Source organism: Paenibacillus sp. FSL L8-0502, assembly GCF_038593055.1.
GTDB classification, from domain to species: Bacteria; Bacillota; Bacilli; order Paenibacillales; family Paenibacillaceae; genus Paenibacillus; species Paenibacillus polymyxa_D.
In genome coordinates, this window is sequence record NZ_CP151958.1 from 15,001 (window position 1) to 30,447 (window position 15,447).

At 45.8% G+C, this 15,447-nt stretch carries 15 protein-coding genes, 2 rRNA genes and 1 riboswitch (1 of these 18 only partly in view); of the genes, 15 read left to right on the forward strand and 2 right to left on the reverse strand.

Annotation, left to right across the window (positions count from 1 at the left end; genetic code table 11):
- The 3 genes from NSQ57_RS00055 to NSQ57_RS00065 all read left to right on the forward strand — a co-directional run.
- A 23S ribosomal RNA gene (locus NSQ57_RS00055) occupies window positions 1-1,819 on the forward strand (it extends 1,109 nt beyond the left edge of the window).
- A 146-nt stretch (window positions 1,820-1,965) separates the two neighbouring features.
- A 5S ribosomal RNA gene (gene rrf, locus NSQ57_RS00060) occupies window positions 1,966-2,082 on the forward strand.
- 234 nt (window positions 2,083-2,316) lie between these two features.
- Window positions 2,317-2,736 (forward strand): hypothetical protein, encoded by a 420-nt coding sequence (locus NSQ57_RS00065; protein WP_013308104.1) that lies wholly within the window; start codon window positions 2,317-2,319, stop codon window positions 2,734-2,736.
- Window positions 2,737-3,101: 365 nt separating this feature from the next.
- Here the strand turns inward: NSQ57_RS00065 and NSQ57_RS00070 are convergent, their stop codons facing one another.
- A complete protein-coding gene (locus NSQ57_RS00070) occupies window positions 3,102-3,629 on the reverse strand; it encodes a hypothetical protein (protein ID WP_029519392.1) in 528 nt (175 codons plus the stop codon).
- A 400-nt stretch (window positions 3,630-4,029) separates the two neighbouring features.
- Here NSQ57_RS00070 and NSQ57_RS00075 point away from each other — a divergent pair, with 400 nt between their 5' ends.
- The 10 genes from NSQ57_RS00075 to rsmI all read left to right on the forward strand — a co-directional run bounded on the left by NSQ57_RS00075 (window position 4,030) and on the right by rsmI (window position 11,960).
- Entirely contained in the window at window positions 4,030-4,215 is a 186-nt protein-coding gene (locus tag NSQ57_RS00075) for a sigma factor G inhibitor Gin (RefSeq protein WP_013368656.1), read from the forward strand.
- Between the two features lie 142 nt (window positions 4,216-4,357).
- Window positions 4,358-5,941, forward strand: coding sequence for a DegT/DnrJ/EryC1/StrS family aminotransferase (locus NSQ57_RS00080; protein ID WP_029519391.1), 1,584 nt, complete (start codon window positions 4,358-4,360; stop codon window positions 5,939-5,941).
- A gap of 103 nt (window positions 5,942-6,044) precedes the next feature.
- Complete coding sequence (tmk, locus tag NSQ57_RS00085; RefSeq protein ID WP_029519390.1) at window positions 6,045-6,692, forward strand: dTMP kinase; 648 nt, start codon at window positions 6,045-6,047, stop codon at window positions 6,690-6,692.
- A gap of 74 nt (window positions 6,693-6,766) precedes the next feature.
- Complete coding sequence (locus NSQ57_RS00090; RefSeq protein WP_007427998.1) at window positions 6,767-7,096, forward strand: cyclic-di-AMP receptor; 330 nt, start codon at window positions 6,767-6,769, stop codon at window positions 7,094-7,096.
- A gap of 197 nt (window positions 7,097-7,293) precedes the next feature.
- Window positions 7,294-7,737: a YaaR family protein gene (locus NSQ57_RS00095; protein ID WP_013308108.1), complete on the forward strand. Its 444-nt coding sequence runs from the start codon at window positions 7,294-7,296 to the stop codon at window positions 7,735-7,737.
- A gap of 161 nt (window positions 7,738-7,898) precedes the next feature.
- Window positions 7,899-8,894 carry a DNA polymerase III subunit delta' gene (holB, locus tag NSQ57_RS00100; protein WP_023986424.1) on the forward strand — a complete coding sequence of 332 codons (996 nt, stop codon included), beginning with the start codon at window positions 7,899-7,901 and terminating at the stop codon, window positions 8,892-8,894.
- A 138-nt stretch (window positions 8,895-9,032) separates the two neighbouring features.
- Window positions 9,033-9,833: a stage 0 sporulation family protein gene (locus NSQ57_RS00105; protein ID WP_013308110.1), complete on the forward strand. Its 801-nt coding sequence runs from the start codon at window positions 9,033-9,035 to the stop codon at window positions 9,831-9,833.
- Between the two features lie 27 nt (window positions 9,834-9,860).
- Entirely contained in the window at window positions 9,861-10,235 is a 375-nt protein-coding gene (yabA, locus tag NSQ57_RS00110; RefSeq protein WP_025722558.1) for a DNA replication initiation control protein YabA, read from the forward strand.
- A gap of 91 nt (window positions 10,236-10,326) precedes the next feature.
- Window positions 10,327-11,082 carry a tRNA1(Val) (adenine(37)-N6)-methyltransferase gene (locus NSQ57_RS00115; RefSeq protein ID WP_029519389.1) on the forward strand — a complete coding sequence of 252 codons (756 nt, stop codon included), beginning with the start codon at window positions 10,327-10,329 and terminating at the stop codon, window positions 11,080-11,082.
- Entirely contained in the window at window positions 11,079-11,960 is an 882-nt protein-coding gene (rsmI, locus tag NSQ57_RS00120; RefSeq protein ID WP_029519388.1) for a 16S rRNA (cytidine(1402)-2'-O)-methyltransferase, read from the forward strand. The genes NSQ57_RS00115 and rsmI overlap by 4 nt, the downstream gene beginning before the upstream one ends.
- Window positions 11,961-12,084: 124 nt before the next feature.
- Here the strand turns inward: rsmI and NSQ57_RS00125 are convergent, their stop codons facing one another.
- Window positions 12,085-12,339, reverse strand: a complete 255-nt coding sequence (locus NSQ57_RS00125; protein ID WP_007428005.1) for an AbrB/MazE/SpoVT family DNA-binding domain-containing protein — start codon at window positions 12,337-12,339, stop codon at window positions 12,085-12,087.
- Window positions 12,340-12,670: 331 nt separating this feature from the next.
- Between NSQ57_RS00125 and NSQ57_RS00130 the strand changes: the two genes are divergently transcribed.
- The gene (locus NSQ57_RS00130; protein ID WP_029519386.1) at window positions 12,671-13,954 is read left to right on the forward strand and encodes an HD domain-containing protein; all 1,284 of its coding nucleotides are present in this window, start codon (window positions 12,671-12,673) and stop codon (window positions 13,952-13,954) included.
- 42 nt (window positions 13,955-13,996) lie between these two features.
- The gene (locus NSQ57_RS00135) at window positions 13,997-14,767 is read left to right on the forward strand and encodes a TatD family hydrolase (RefSeq protein WP_340953559.1); all 771 of its coding nucleotides are present in this window, start codon (window positions 13,997-13,999) and stop codon (window positions 14,765-14,767) included.
- 201 nt (window positions 14,768-14,968) lie between these two features.
- Window positions 14,969-15,251, forward strand: a riboswitch (cyclic di-AMP (ydaO/yuaA leader).
- Window positions 15,252-15,447 lie beyond the last annotated feature (196 nt).

The window sequence follows — 15,447 nt, forward strand, 5'->3', positions numbered from 1 at the left end:
GGCTTAGAAGCAGCCACCATTGAAAGAGTGCGTAATAGCTCACTGGTCGAGTGACTCTGCGCCGAAAATGTAACGGGGCTAAACACACCACCGAAGCTATGGCTTGATGCTTGCATCAGGGGTAGGGGAGCGTTGAATGCGGGTTGAAGGTGTACCGTAAGGAGCGCTGGACTGCATTCAAGTGAGAATGCCGGTATGAGTAACGAAAAGATCTGTGAGAATCAGATCCGCCGAAAGCCTAAGGGTTCCTGAGGAAGGTTCGTCCGCTCAGGGTAAGTCGGGACCTAAGGCGAGGCCGATAGGCGTAGTCGAAGGACAACAGGTCGAAATTCCTGTACCACCGTAATCCGCTATGAGCGATGGGGTGACGCAGTAGGGTAGTGACGCGGACTGATGGATGTCCGTCTAAGCAGTGAGGCTGATGTGTAGGCAAATCCGCATATCGTTAAGGCTGGGCTGTGATGGGGAGCGAAAATTGTAGTAGCGAAGGTCATGATCTCAGACTGCCAAGAAAAGCCTCTAGCCAGGAGAAGGTGCCCGTACCGCAAACCGACACAGGTAGGCGAGAAGAGAATTCTAAGGCGCGCGGAAGAACTCTCGTTAAGGAACTCGGCAAAATGACCCCGTAACTTCGGGAGAAGGGGTGCCTCGGTAGGGTGAATAGCCCGAGGGGGCCGCAGTGAAAAGGCCCAAGCGACTGTTTAGCAAAAACACAGGTCTGTGCGAAGCCGCAAGGCGAAGTATACGGGCTGACGCCTGCCCGGTGCTGGAAGGTTAAGGGGAGTGGTAAGCCCTTCGGGGCGAAGCTATGAACCGAAGCCCCAGTAAACGGCGGCCGTAACTATAACGGTCCTAAGGTAGCGAAATTCCTTGTCAGGTAAATTCTGACCCGCACGAATGGCGTAACGACTTGGGCGCTGTCTCAACGAGAGATCCGGTGAAATTTTAATACCTGTGAAGATGCAGGTTACCCGCGACAAGACGGAAAGACCCCATGGAGCTTTACTGCAGCTTGATATTGAATTTGGGTACGATCTGTACAGGATAGGTGGGAGCCGTAGAACTTTGAGCGCCAGCTTGAAGGGAGGCATCCTTGGGATACCACCCTGATCGTATCTAGGTTCTAACTTGGTACCGTGAACCGGTGCGAGGACAGTGTCAGGTGGGCAGTTTGACTGGGGCGGTCGCCTCCTAAAGAGTAACGGAGGCGCCCCAAGGTTCCCTCAGAATGGTTGGAAATCATTCGAAGAGTGCAAAGGCAGAAGGGAGCTTGACTGCGAGACCTACAAGTCGAGCAGGGACGAAAGTCGGGCTTAGTGATCCGGTGGTACCGCATGGAAGGGCCATCGCTCAACGGATAAAAGCTACCCTGGGGATAACAGGCTTATCTCCCCCAAGAGTCCACATCGACGGGGAGGTTTGGCACCTCGATGTCGGCTCATCGCATCCTGGGGCTGAAGTAGGTCCCAAGGGTTGGGCTGTTCGCCCATTAAAGCGGTACGCGAGCTGGGTTCAGAACGTCGTGAGACAGTTCGGTCCCTATCTGTCGTGGGCGTAGGAAATTTGAGAGGAGCTGTCCTTAGTACGAGAGGACCGGGATGGACGTACCGCTGGTGTACCAGTTGTTCCGCCAGGAGCACCGCTGGGTAGCTATGTACGGAAGGGATAAGCGCTGAAAGCATCTAAGCGTGAAGCCCCCCTCAAGATGAGATTTCCCAGTATGTAAGACCCCTTGAAGACGACGAGGTAGATAGGTTGGGGGTGGAAGTGCAGTAATGCATGGAGCTGACCAATACTAATCGGTCGAGGGCTTATCCTAAGAATAAAACGCAAATGAGTTTCGGATCCAGTTTTCAGGGTGTAAGCTTTGTATTGTATAAGCTCAAGTGGCTTATATGGAACAAGTAAACACACAGCATTTGGCGATGCTGATTCCTGAAAAAGAATTTACGATGTAAATTCATGTTTGGTGGCGATAGCGGAGGGGTTCCACACGTACCCATCCCGAACACGACCGTTAAGCCCTCCAGCGCCGATGGTACTTGGACCGCAGGGTCCTGGGAGAGTAGGACGTCGCCAAGCAACAGGTAAAGAGGACCATGATCTCAATGAGATCATGGTCCTCTTTTGCATATACGGATATTTTAGAAATATCCCTACAAAAGGAAGGTAACATTTTTGTTACGGAATGTAAGAGTAAACCCTGTATAATATAGGTATTGAATCCCATACACACACGCTGCATTGTTGCAGAATTATGCAAACTCCATCATAGGATTTTTGTATAATCAATCAGGCTGGTAAGGAGGGAAGATCATGCGGCGAAATAAATGGCTTGCTCTATTGGTGCTATTCAGTGTCGCTGTCGCGATTCTTACCGGGTGCGTGGAAGAGGAGCCTTCTTGGACATCGTTTGAGGGTGCTGCCAACGAGAAGACGTTTCCGGTTCCCAAAGAAGCTAGTAAAACCGATCGGGCCAGCAGTAATTCGGACATGGACTATGTTCGCTATGCACTGCCAGCGTTGAAGGAAAGTGATAGTCTACCTGCTCCTTATCTAGAGGAGATTGCAGCTTGGGGGTGGACTGAGGAACCGAATCTATCCACCTCAAATCAGAAGGTGTTTCAGAAAAATAAACACATGGTGCATTTGTCTGTGCATGATGGTTCTTTTACTGTATTGGTTCCAAAAGACAGAAAGGCTGTTGTGAAGAGCAAAAGCGTGGATCTTAATTAGGAGTACGGTTTTCAACCGGTAAGCAGCATAGGACTTAATGTAGATCATATTTATAGTAAACTCATAGCGTATCGTATGCTGTGTATAATGGTGAATGATGAGATTGGATGTGGGGAAGCACTCAGAACTGCCGTTGAGTAGGGAGTAGCTTCCTTTTATATATTTGCATGTTGAATAATTGCTCTACATTAATAACGAGGATAAAGGTGAGGAAAGTTTACTTGATAAGAGAATAAAGCGATTATGGTTGTTAAGTCGCAAAAAAAGGAGTAACCGATTGAGGTTGCTCCTTTTTGCTTCAGTCTAGATCGTTGTAGGTAGTTCAGATCGGAATTTTTTATCTGTACGGATATGAGTGGTTAGATTTACTGTTGATAATATGAGGCATCTTCATCGGTAAACTTCAACATGCCGTCTTTTCTCTCGCCCGTAAGCCGACTGAGGATGTATAGACGCGGTGCAATAAGCCATAGATGCCAGAAGAGTAAGGATACCGTAAAGGCTGGTGGAGACCAGAGAATGAATACGCCTGATAAGCAGATACCGATCCAGAGGGTATGTATGTGCACACGACGAAAGATGCTATAGCCTATGTACTGGTCTGTCATATAGCCTAGCCATGGTAACTTACGGTGGAATGCCCAACGTTTGCGGAAGGATGCTCCGCCACCGATGTATAGGACAGATCGTGAGATTACGAAGTGTACCCATAAGGTAAGGAAAAAGGCAAGAGCAAACAAAAACACGCTAGTCCAGGAAAAGGCAAGAAGCAGAAAGAGAAGCATAATAATAGGCAGTGAAATATGACTCCATACTAGTTGACGCGGTATACTGATTTTTTTAATGAGCTTGTAGTGATAGTAGGTAGCTTTGGTTCCGGTTTCCTCTGTCATGCGAACAGTCCTTTCATTAATCTACTGCATCACAAGTGGCTTCCCGTCCACAGCCGGAAAAAGGGACGGTACTTCGCTCATGCCGCTTTAAATAAGCATTTAATCGTTTTTGTAGAAATACAGAATGATCGACATCCAGTGTTAGCTAGCCTACTCTATAATTACTGGAAAAGCTATCACTGATGAAGTGTTCAAGGCTCCGATGAAAGGGTATCCATACATAAGAGCTTTTTCTTATTATATCGGCATAGACGGCTGTTTTTTAAACATACGGGGTACAAACACCATAATGGCCCAGGAGGAATATATATAGAGTATATCGTCAAACTGAGCTATGAAAAGGTTTAAAATAGTAGAAAGTGCCCCATACTAATAGTAAAAGAAACAAGGTGGGATGGATATGCATGATCAAGGCGACCACCGCTGTATTATATGCGGACAGCACAAGCATGAAGGCATTTTTATCGTTTCCGAGTTTATCTGTGATACGTGTGAAGCTGAAATGGTACACACGGATGCAACTGATGCCAAATATCATTTTTTTATTGATCAACTAAAGCAAATCTGGGTACAGAAAAATGCATAATATCCTTTGCAATTAGTCTTTGAAGGATTGGCATTCAAGGTCTGTCGATACGGGCCTTTTTTTCTGTGAGTAAAAGTAGGATTCCGCTTGATTTTACGATAAAATAAGGTAGATATAAAGCTTTGTTTGGAAGGATTGCAGAATGATGGGGAAAAAGGCGGTACACGCACCATTAATGGAAGCCCTAATACGTTACCGGACTCAGGGCAATGCTTCTTTCCATGTGCCCGGTCATAAAAATGGACAAGTATATGAGCATGAAAATATTGCATCTCTGTTGCAAGAAGTGATGTCTATTGATGCGACAGAAATTACTGGACTGGATGATTTGCATCACCCAGAAGATGTGATTCGTGAAGGGCAAGAGCTGGCTGCAAAGTGTTTTGGTGCTGAAGAGAGCTTTTGGCTAATTGGAGGAAGCACGGTCGGTAATTTGGCTATGATTTTAACTGTATGTACGGAGCCGGGAGATCTACTGCTGGTACAGAGAAATGTACACAAATCTGTCCTGAACGGTCTCATGCTGTCAGGGGCTAATGCGGTATTCCTGGATCCGGAAATAGATACACTGAGCGGATTGGCGGTTGCCCCAACGACGGATACAATAAAGGCTGCACTGAAGACATATCCTTCGGCAAAAGGGGTGTTACTTACACTACCTAATTACTATGGGATGGGACATGACCTAACGGCAACGGCTAAGGTCTGTCATGCAGCCCATGTGCCGCTATTGGTAGATGAGGCCCACGGTGCCCATTATGGGCTGCATCCTCGTTTGCCAGCCTCTGCGCTATCCTGCGGGGCTGATGTAGTCGTCCAATCGACACATAAAATGCTCCCAGCCATGACCATGGGGGCCATGTTACATGTGCAGGGAAAGAGAATTCATCGGGAACTACTTCGTCAGCGACTGGCGATGGTGCAAAGCTCTAGCCCTTCTTATCCGTTAATGGCTTCATTGGATTTGGCAAGATGGTATATAGAGGCGTATGGAGCAGATGCCTTTACCATGGGCTTAGCGGCAGTAGATGCTTTTAGAAAGGGCCTGGAGCAGCTCCCGCGCTTTCGCTTGTTAGAATCTACACAGCAGGCACTAGAGGGGGAATACGCTCACAGGGGAACCTCTGAGGTCCTAGAAAGGGCTGAGGAGGGAATAAGCAGATATTCAACCCAGGATCCCTTTAAATTGGTGCTGTATGATACATGGGGTATACTGGATGGATTTGAACTCAAGCACGAATTGGAGACTTACGGATGTGTTCCAGAGATGAGCGACGAAAAACATGTTGTTTTATTGTTTACGTTAGGCTCTACGGCTAAGGATGCGAGTCACCTGTTGCAGGCTCTTGTGCATATAAATAATGATATAAGATTTAAGGAGACGGCTGGTGAGCCGGGGCCAACGGAAAAAGAGCAGCAAAGACTCGAATTAGATTTTTCCACGTGGAACAATGATAGAATGAAGGGATACTCTATTCCGGTGCCGTTTGGGCTTCGACCGATTAGCCCCGATCAGATGGAGACGGTGCCTGTAGAGGAATGCGCTGGCAGGGTAGCGGCCGAAATGATTATCCCGTATCCTCCAGGTATTCCACTGCTATATGCAGGAGAAACGATCACAGAAGCGATTGCACTGCGGATGGGTCGTCTACGTAAGCTGGGAGCCAAATGGCACGGGGTAGCAGATGAAAGTATGCTTACAATTCGGGTATTCCGTTTACAATAAAGATTAGATACTAGAGACTTAACAAATACAGAAGACTGAATAAAAGAAGCATACGTAGCCTGTGGGTGACTTTTATTTTTCAGACAGGAAAGCAGGGAATAACATGAATCGCAAAGGCATTTTTATTACACTGGAGGGGGGAGACGGCTCCGGTAAAACAACTATGATTCAACGGCTGGCGAAGTTTATGGAGGAAGAAGGCTATCCAGTCATCACGACAAGGGAGCCGGGTGGCATCGAAATTTCCGAAAAGATTCGTTCTATCATTTTGGACCCTGCTCATACCAGTATGGATGCTCGAACAGAGGCACTTTTATACGCGGCGGCACGGCGTCAGCATTTGGTGGAGAAGGTAAAGCCGGCTATTGAACAGGGAGCTATCGTATTATGTGATCGTTTTGTGGATAGTAGCTTAGTCTATCAAGGATTTGCAAGAGGAATCGGAATTGAAGAGGTAGCTTCAATTAATCGCTTTGCGGTAGATGATTGGGAGCCGGATGTCACATTTTATCTGGATATTGAGCCCGAACTGGGATTGGCAAGAATTAGTGCGTCACGAGGAGCAGAAATGGACCGCCTCGACATGGAGAGTATATCGTTTCACCATAAGGTGCGAGAGGCATATTTGGAGTTGGCTCGCAAATTTCCGGAGCGAATTACAATTGTTGATGCATCTCCGGCGCCAGAGCAGGTGGAGCAAGTATTGAAGGATTTGCTGAAAACACGGTTTGCTCAGAATTTTAGCATATAATTGTCGAAGGATATACGGTAAAATTGAGCTAGGGACAAGGTTGTCTCTAATATGACTTGAAGGAGGAATACAGGATGAAGCTGATTATTGCGATTGTACAGGATAAGGACAGTAATAGATTATCCAGCGGACTGGTGAAAGCTAATTTCCGTGCTACCAAATTGGCGAGCACAGGAGGATTTCTGCGTGCAGGTAATACGACATTTATGATCGGTGTTGATGACAATCAGGTGGACTCATTAATGAACGTCATTCGCAGCAGTTGCAAGGTTCGTGAACAGCTGGTCACACCCGTTACCCCTATGAGCGGGACGACGGACTCCTATTTACCGTTGCCTGTTGAAGTGCAGGTGGGTGGAGCGACGGTATTCGTGATGCCTGTAGACCGTTTCGAGCATTTCTGAATCTACACAATAGGGCCTATTCTGCCGATATGATAGGGGAATCGCCTGTATCTTCCTGCATGATGGGAATGAGGGCAGATCTACTAAAACGGCAGCGCTACAGCGCAGTCCCCGGAAAGCCGAAGAAACCCTGAGTTCTAGGTTGAACTGTTCATGAAGGGGGAAAGTGGAAGCATCCGGGGAGAAAGCAGGTTTATATGAAAATAAATCCGGGCTATCGCCCTTTACAAAGTACATTGTCTACAAATGAAATGAGTGCAAAGCCAATTCAGCCCAAGAGCTTCTCCGACGTTATGCAGCAAAATGGTGAGCAAGCTTCGCAGGAGGAATTGAATCGGCGCTTTAAGGAAATACAAATGCAGGGAGATCGTCTTGCACGTTCAATGACGATTCGTGAGCTGAAGGCCTATAAGATGCTGGTTAAACGGTTTTTGGAAGATACCGTTCGGCGAGGCGTGTCCATGAAGGACACGAAGGGCTGGGATCGCCGGGGACGCAGCAAACGTTATAAGCTGATTGATGAAGTGGATGAGCTGTTGCTCAAAATGGCAGATGAACTGCTCGAAACCGAGCAAGGCAAGATTGAGCTTTTGCAAGGGGTCGGTGAGATCAGAGGATTGCTAATTAATCTCTCATTTTAATGCAGACTTATGTTATAAATGAATACAGACGGGCTATTGCCACGAAGAAATAATCTGCTTGCTGATCATGCTGGCAGATTATTTTTGACTATATACATGCCTGGAAGAACAACGATTTGCCGATGGATCACAGTTGTTTTCAGTGGAGAAAGTGAGGAAATATGTCTTTTCAACATATAATGGGCCAGGATGTAGCCAAAAAAATGCTGCAAAGTGCACTACGGAATCATACGGTCAACCATGCCTATGTTTTTAGCGGGCCGCCGGGAAGCGGGCAGATGAACATGGCGCAGATCTTTGCTAAGGCTTTATTTTGTGAGCGACAGACGGACGATGCATGTGGGGAGTGTTTGTCATGCCGCAAGGTAGAGCACGGGAATCATCCAGATTTGCATATTGTAGAGCCGGATGGAGCTACGATTAAAATTGATCAGATTCGCGGGCTTCAACGTATATTTTCTTACAAATCTGAAAGCTCCAATCCGAAGGTATATATCATCCGACAGGCGGATACCATGACAGTGCAAGCTGCTAATAGCTTACTTAAATTTCTGGAGGAGCCCCAAATTCCAGTGGTCGGTATACTCATTTCTGAAAATGGACAGGCGTTGCTGCCTACGATTCAATCACGGACGCAGCAGGTTCCTTTCCACGCTTTACAGCCGGAGGTGATGATGCAGGCATTAATTGGGGAAGGCTATACGGCAGGGCTTGTCCGGTCGGTCGTTCATATTGCTTCAGGACTGGAATCATGTAGAGAAATTCTCCAGCAGAATTGGTTTGCAGAAATTAGAAACGTAGTGTTACAATTAGTGAAGGAGTCCATGAGTCGGGGGAGCTCGTCTATTATTCTGGCTCAACAGAAGATTTTTAAAACTGGACTTTCTGAACACCTGGATATTCTGTTTCATCTGTTTCATTTGTGGTTTAAGGATATGCTTCATTTCCGTTACGGAAGGCACGAAAGCATTGTTTTCATAGATCATTTGGAGTCCGTCTCCAAATTGGCAATCACCCGCAGCACGGAACAATGGGTCTCTTATATGGATTTGGCCGCGAATTGCAGGAAGAAGCTCCGTTTTCACGTCAACGGGCAGTTATGCGTGGAGCAGCTTCTGATTGGGTTGTCCGATACAAGCGGTTCTATCACCGGCTAACAGGAAGGCGCGCTTGTTCCACTCTGCACAATCCGCGACGCCAGGTTCCCGGTTTGTGCGACAGTGAGACTTCAATTGCGGCCATTCGTACAATGTCGGCTTCAAATGAGGTTTAGTGGCATACAAGGGGGTTAATTTTTGTATAGTGTAGTGGGTGTCCGTTTCAAGAAGGCGGGCAAGACTTATTATTTTGATCCGCTGGATCTTCCAGTGGAGAAAGAAAACTGTGTCATTGTAGAGACCGCGCGCGGTATTGAATATGGCAAGGTTGTAGTGGGCAAAAAAGAGGTAAATGATTCGGATGTTGTCCTGCCCTTAAAAAAAGTCATTCGTATTGCTGGGGATGATGACGCTCTTGTGGTAGAAGAGAATAAATTAGCGGCCAAGGATGCATTCGGCACGTGTTTAAATAAAATTAAAGACCATGGCCTTAAAATGAAATTGGTAGATGTAGAATTTACATTTGACCGCAATAAGATCATTTTTTATTTTACGGCAGAGGGTCGAGTAGATTTTCGAGAGCTTGTAAAGGACTTGGCCAGTATTTTTCGTACACGGATCGAGCTGCGGCAGATCGGCGTACGGGATGAGGCTAAAATGCTTGGCGGAATTGGACCTTGTGGACGTATTCTGTGTTGCTCCTCATGGCTGGGGGATTTTGAGCCGGTATCTATTAAGATGGCGAAGGATCAGAGTTTGTCGCTGAATCCGACGAAGATTTCCGGGTTGTGCGGGAGATTGATGTGCTGTCTCAAGTTTGAACATGATAACTACGAAAGTATGCGAGAAGAGCTACCTCAGGTGGGTAAGATGGTTATCACCTCTTTGGGGGAAGGTAAAGTCGTAGGTGTGAATGCAGGTCATCGCACGGTGCATGTTCAACTGTTTGAGATCAGTAAGGTCAAGGAACTTCCAATGGACGATGTAGTCGTCAAGTAAACCATTAGGTTGCTTCGGGGTGGAAACTTGGATAAATTAAATGTTTTTGCGCGTATTCACGAAATGGAAACCCAAATGGGACAGTTGCATAGCGATCTGGGTGAATTGAAACTGGCAGTTAAAGAGCTGCTGGAGGAAAATCAACGACTAACGATTGAAAACGAACAGGTGCGCAAGATGCTCAAACGTGAAACCTCTGGAGAAGAAAAGACGGCAAACAAGCCGAAGCTTCCTCCTCCGATCGTCATTAAGGATGAAGGGCAAACGGGTGAGGTCGTGGGCGAAGGCTACGACAATCTAGCAAGGCTGTATCATGAAGGATTTCATATATGCAACGTGTATTACGGACATTTGCGAACGGAAGGCGATTGCCTCTTCTGTCTGTCATTTTTGAATAAATAAAAACAAGCCGTAGGAGCAAGATGCCTACGGCTTTTTTTGTAGGGAAGTATGAGTGAAAAGCGACTTTGGTTATAAAAGATGGGAGAGCACTATGGAGGAAAAAGAAAAGAAGTCTGAACGAATTGATGATCTGCTTTCACATAATTTGCGCATTATCCAGAGTGATGAAGTATTCAGCTTCTCGATGGATGCGGTCTTGCTGGCACGTTTTGCTGGTATTCCGCAGCGTGGAAAGATTCTTGATCTGTGTACAGGCAATGGGGTTGTCCCCCTGCTGCTAACGACACGAACAAAAGCGTCTATTGAAGGAATTGAGATTCAACCACGCTTGGCAGATATGGCTAGACGCAGTGTCAGCTTGAATGGATTAGAAGCAGCAATTCAGATTCGGGAAGGGGACCTGCGTGAGCTGGTTCACATCACGGGACATGGTGTTTATGATGCGATTACCGTGAATCCCCCCTATATGCCGCTAAATGGTAGCGATATCAAGCTGAATCCTCACCAGGCAATTGCCCGTCATGAAGTGAACTGCACACTGGAAGAAGTCATTCAGGCATCCACCCGGCTTGTCCGTAATGGGGGGAAAGTATCCATGGTTCATCGCCCGCAGCGGCTGGGCGAGATTATAACCTTGATGCGTAAACATAGTTTGGAACCCAAAAGAATACGTTTTGTTCACCCACGAGTTCATATGGAAGCCAATATGGTACTGGTTGAAGCATTACGTGACGGTAAACCCGAGGTTCGTTTGTTGCCTCCGCTCATTGTATATCAGGAAAATGGGAATTATACTCAGGAGATAAGAGATATCTATGGAGAAGTAAGCAAGGGGGATTCTGTGTGAAAGCAGCTGTACAAAAAAGCTTTAGTAACAGCGAAGAAGAACGGGGAAAATTGTATCTTGTTGCAACACCTATTGGGAATCTGGAAGATATGACCTTTAGGGCAATTAACACCTTAAAGTCGTGTAGTATTATCGCTGCCGAAGATACGCGGCAGACACGTAAACTGCTCACTCATTTCGAAATCACACCGGATATGCTCTTTAGTTATCATGAACATAATAAGGTTGCCAGTGGGCCTGAACTGATACGTTACATAATAGAAGGGAAAAACTTGGCGCTGGTTAGCGATGCAGGTCTACCGGCCATTTCTGACCCTGGTTCGGATCTGGTCAAGCTGGCACTGGAAGCGGGAATTAGCGTCATCCCCATCCCAGGAGCGAATGCGGCACTATCTGCTTTAATTGCCTCAGGACTGGATACAGAAAGGTTCACCTTCGCTGGTTTTCCACCACGGGAGAAAAAGGACCTGGAGAAGCTGTTGCTATCGTTTCAGGTATCTCACGGCACAATTATTTTTTATGAATCGCCTCATCGTATTGTGAAGACATTGATGGTGTTGAAGGAAACATTAGGTTCACGCAAAGTGGTGCTTGCGCGTGAGCTGACCAAGCTGCATGAGGAATGGGTACGAGGAACCGTGGAGCAATGCCTTGCTAAACTAGAGGAAAATCCACCGATTGGTGAGTATTGTCTAGTGGTTGAAGGAAAAGACGAAGAGGAAGAAGAACAGGAACGTCAGGCATGGTGGCAGTCCTTATCTTTGGAGTCCCACGTCGCACATTACGAGCAAGAGGGACTTACACGCAAGGACGCAATGAAGCGTACAGCCACAGATCGTGCAATCTCCAAGAGAGATGTTTACAACGCACTCTTATGAATATCTGCCTAAACAAAAAAGGGCCTTCCAACGGTTGGGTTCAAACCGTGGAAGGCAACAAGGAGTGTATATGAAAAAGGTTAGAATTAACAATATCTGATAAGTCTATTATATACTAAAATTCTCAGTTTGTCACAGGTGTTGGGATTTCAGAAATGCAATCTTGGCAAACAATTTTCCCTTTGAAGTAAATTACGTTCTCAGCATTACCGCAGAAGATACAAGCAGGCTCGTATTTTTTAAGCATGATGCGTTCGCCATCAACATAAATTTCCAACGCGTCTTTTTCCCCGATTCCCAGGGTACGGCGCAATTCGATTGGAATAACAACACGTCCGAGCTCGTCGACTTTTCTTACAATACCAGTGGATTTCATCATAATAAATCAGGCTCCTCTCGCCGTTTAAAATAATATAAGTGTCATGATTCGACAAAATTTTCTCTTTTCTGATATTTACTATACCAACGATTCCCAAAACAGTCAACCTAAAAAATGTAGTAACAGTCTGATTATGCAAAAGTATTTAGATTAAAGAGCTTTACTCATGTGCATTGCCTTATCTTATTGATGATTTATTCAATTTGTCGATTTGGAAATGTCGAAAAACTATAATTCGACATATTACGACAAAGAATGTCGAATGAGGGAAATGCTTTAGGATTTTATTGTATTTTAATCCATTATTCCGAATATTAAAGGAGCTGATATCTTGCACCAGCCACTCAGTGAAGAAAAAGTATTTAAAGACCCGGTACATAATTACATTCATGTTCAGGATACTGTGATATGGCGGTTGATCAACACGCCGGAGTTCCAACGTTTACGCCGCATACGGCAGTTAGGCACATCGTATCTTACGTTTCATGGAGCGGAGCATAGCCGTTTTTCACATTCATTGGGCGTATATGAGATTACGAGAAGTATTATTTCTCAATTTGAACGTGGAGATTTCCCAGATTGGCCGAAAGAGGAAAGGTTGGTTGCTCTGTGTGCAGCTCTATTGCATGATGTGGGGCATGGCCCATTTTCACATTCAATTGAGGAAGCCTTTCATATGAACCATGAGGATTGGACATGCCGCATTGTACTGGGAGACACGAAGATCAACGCCGTGCTACGGCAAGTTGACGAGAAGCTTCCACAAAAGGTGGCTGCGGTTATAGCCAAAACGTATGATAAGCCGATTGTTGTTAACTTGGTGACCAGTCCGCTAGATGCCGATCGTATGGATTATTTGTTGCGGGATGCTCATTCGACAGGTGTCAACTACGGCACGATTGATTTGGATCGTATTTTACGACTGTTGCGTCCTCATAATGGGAGAATTGTTGTGAAGGAATCAGGCATGCATGCAGTAGAGGATTATTTAATGTCACGCTATCAGATGTATTGGCAAATTTATTTTCATCCTGTAACACGCAGCTCGGAGATCCTTTTACGTAAAATTTTCAAGCGAGCAAAGGAATTGTTTAAAAACGGATATGAGTTTGGTTTTCTGCTGGACCCGCTGCCGGATCTGTTGAAAGGAGAGCTTACAGTAGAGCAATATCTGATGCTCGATGAGTCATTAATTCAGACCGTATTTAGCCAGTGGAAACGAGAAAAGGACGAAATTTTAAGTGATTTGAGCAGCCGCTTTATGGACCGTAGATTGTATAAATATGTAGAGATTGAAAATATGGATACAGATACCATTGACAGTATTCGGAAAGCTTTGGAAGAGGCTGGTTTGCACCCTGAATATGATTTTGAAATTGATTTTCCGACGGATCTTCCTTATGATGTGTTTCGGCAGGGTGGCTCGACGGACAACCAGATTTTACTGCTTGGACGTCAGGGCGAGGTGAGTGAAATATCCGAAGTTTCGGAAATTGTGCGCTCCATAAGTGGTATTCACCGAGGGAAATATCATATGTATTTTCCCCAGAATAAATTGAACGCGGTAAAAGACAGGCTTCCTGCCGAAATAAGGAATTATTTTGTCAAAGAATAGACAACTATATAGAAATGTAAGTAAAAAAAGGAGATGTAAACCTTGGATTTGTTCGACACTCATACTCACTTGGATGCGCCACAATTTGACGAAGATCGTGAAGAAGTTATAGCACGTGCTGTCGAATCAGGAGTAACGCGGATGATCAATATCGGATTTAATCGTGAGACCATTCCATCCACCATGAAATTGGCCGAGACGTATGATTTTATTTATGCGGCAGTTGGATGGCACCCGCAGGATGCGATTACAATGCAAGAGGGAGATTTAGAATGGATTGCATCGTTATGCAGTCATAAGAAGGTCGTAGCCATCGGAGAGATCGGTCTGGATTATTATTGGGATACATCACCGAAGGATGTTCAGCATCGGGTGTTTCGAAATCAAATTGGTCTGGCTCGTGAGCTCAAAATGCCCATTGTTATTCATAACCGGGATGCCCATGAAGATATTGTTAAGATTTTGCGTGAGGAAAAAGCGAGTGAGATTGGCGGAGTCATGCACTCCTTTTCTGGGAGCTGGGAGACAGCCCAAATGGTGCTGGATATGGGATTTCACCTTTCCTTCGGTGGTCCTATTACGTTTAAAAATGCCAAGCAGCCAAAAGAGGTGCTGGCACAGGTGCCACTGGACCGTCTGCTCATTGAAACGGACGCGCCCTACCTGACGCCGCATCCGTTTCGCGGGAAGCGAAATGAGTCTGCGCATGTGAGACTGGTAGCAGAGGCTGCAGCCCAAATTAAGGGGATTACAGTGGAGGAATTAGTGTCAATAACGACCCAAAATGCCTTGGAACGATTTGACATTCAATAAAAAAGCGAAGAAATCGATCAAAATAAAGAGATAGACGAAGCTAATCATGAATTTGTTGCAGGAAACTCGAGAATATTACAATATTTTAACCGAATATTTTGAAAAATGTACTTGAAACCTGCTTTACAACATGCATAGAAACAGGATATCATCTTTTCAGTGAATTGTTGTTTGAATGTAAACATCAACAAGTCATTTCATGAACCAGTCTCGCTGAGTCCCTTTTACAGGGAACGGGGGAACCGATATGGCTTACAGTACGTCCGGCGTATGTGCAAGAAGGGAACGTCCCTTCCGCCAGCCGGCTCGACCTAATTTCTTTTCCCGGATGGGATTGAACAGGTGGAGGAGCCGTATTTCGATTTCTTTCTGGGTCTTCGGGGTGAATGTGAAGGCGACCGCCATGAGCGGTTGACCCAAGCTAGGGCGACTCTCTACGTCCGAACCCGACAGCTAACCCCGTAAGCGTAACAAGAGAGAAGCCATCTCGTGCATGAGTTTTCCCGCATATTCACACATGCCGGAAGCCACGAAAGAGCTCTCTAGTCTCTTTCTTTGGCTTTTTTTGTTGTGAATAAAAGAAAATCTGTCATCATACTGTGGTTAAACAGGGGAGGACAGCATGCCGCGAAGACGGGTACATGGTGCAGGACAGTCGCAGTTTGGGCTTGTCTTGTAGA

Bases quoted from the DNA above. Each gene is read 5' to 3' on its own strand.
- NSQ57_RS00065 (WP_013308104.1), top strand. From the start codon at position 2,317: ATGCGGCGAAATAAATGGCTTGCTCTATTGGTGCTATTCAGTGTCGCT.
- NSQ57_RS00070 (WP_029519392.1), bottom strand. From the start codon at position 3,629: ATGACAGAGGAAACCGGAACCAAAGCTACCTACTATCACTACAAGCTC.
- NSQ57_RS00075 (WP_013368656.1), top strand. From the start codon at position 4,030: ATGCATGATCAAGGCGACCACCGCTGTATTATATGCGGACAGCACAAG.
- NSQ57_RS00080 (WP_029519391.1), top strand. From the start codon at position 4,358: ATGATGGGGAAAAAGGCGGTACACGCACCATTAATGGAAGCCCTAATA.
- tmk (WP_029519390.1), top strand. From the start codon at position 6,045: ATGAATCGCAAAGGCATTTTTATTACACTGGAGGGGGGAGACGGCTCC.
- NSQ57_RS00090 (WP_007427998.1), top strand. From the start codon at position 6,767: ATGAAGCTGATTATTGCGATTGTACAGGATAAGGACAGTAATAGATTA.
- NSQ57_RS00095 (WP_013308108.1), top strand. From the start codon at position 7,294: ATGAAAATAAATCCGGGCTATCGCCCTTTACAAAGTACATTGTCTACA.
- holB (WP_023986424.1), top strand. From the start codon at position 7,899: ATGTCTTTTCAACATATAATGGGCCAGGATGTAGCCAAAAAAATGCTG.
- NSQ57_RS00115 (WP_029519389.1), top strand. From the start codon at position 10,327: ATGGAGGAAAAAGAAAAGAAGTCTGAACGAATTGATGATCTGCTTTCA.
- NSQ57_RS00125 (WP_007428005.1), bottom strand. From the start codon at position 12,339: ATGATGAAATCCACTGGTATTGTAAGAAAAGTCGACGAGCTCGGACGT.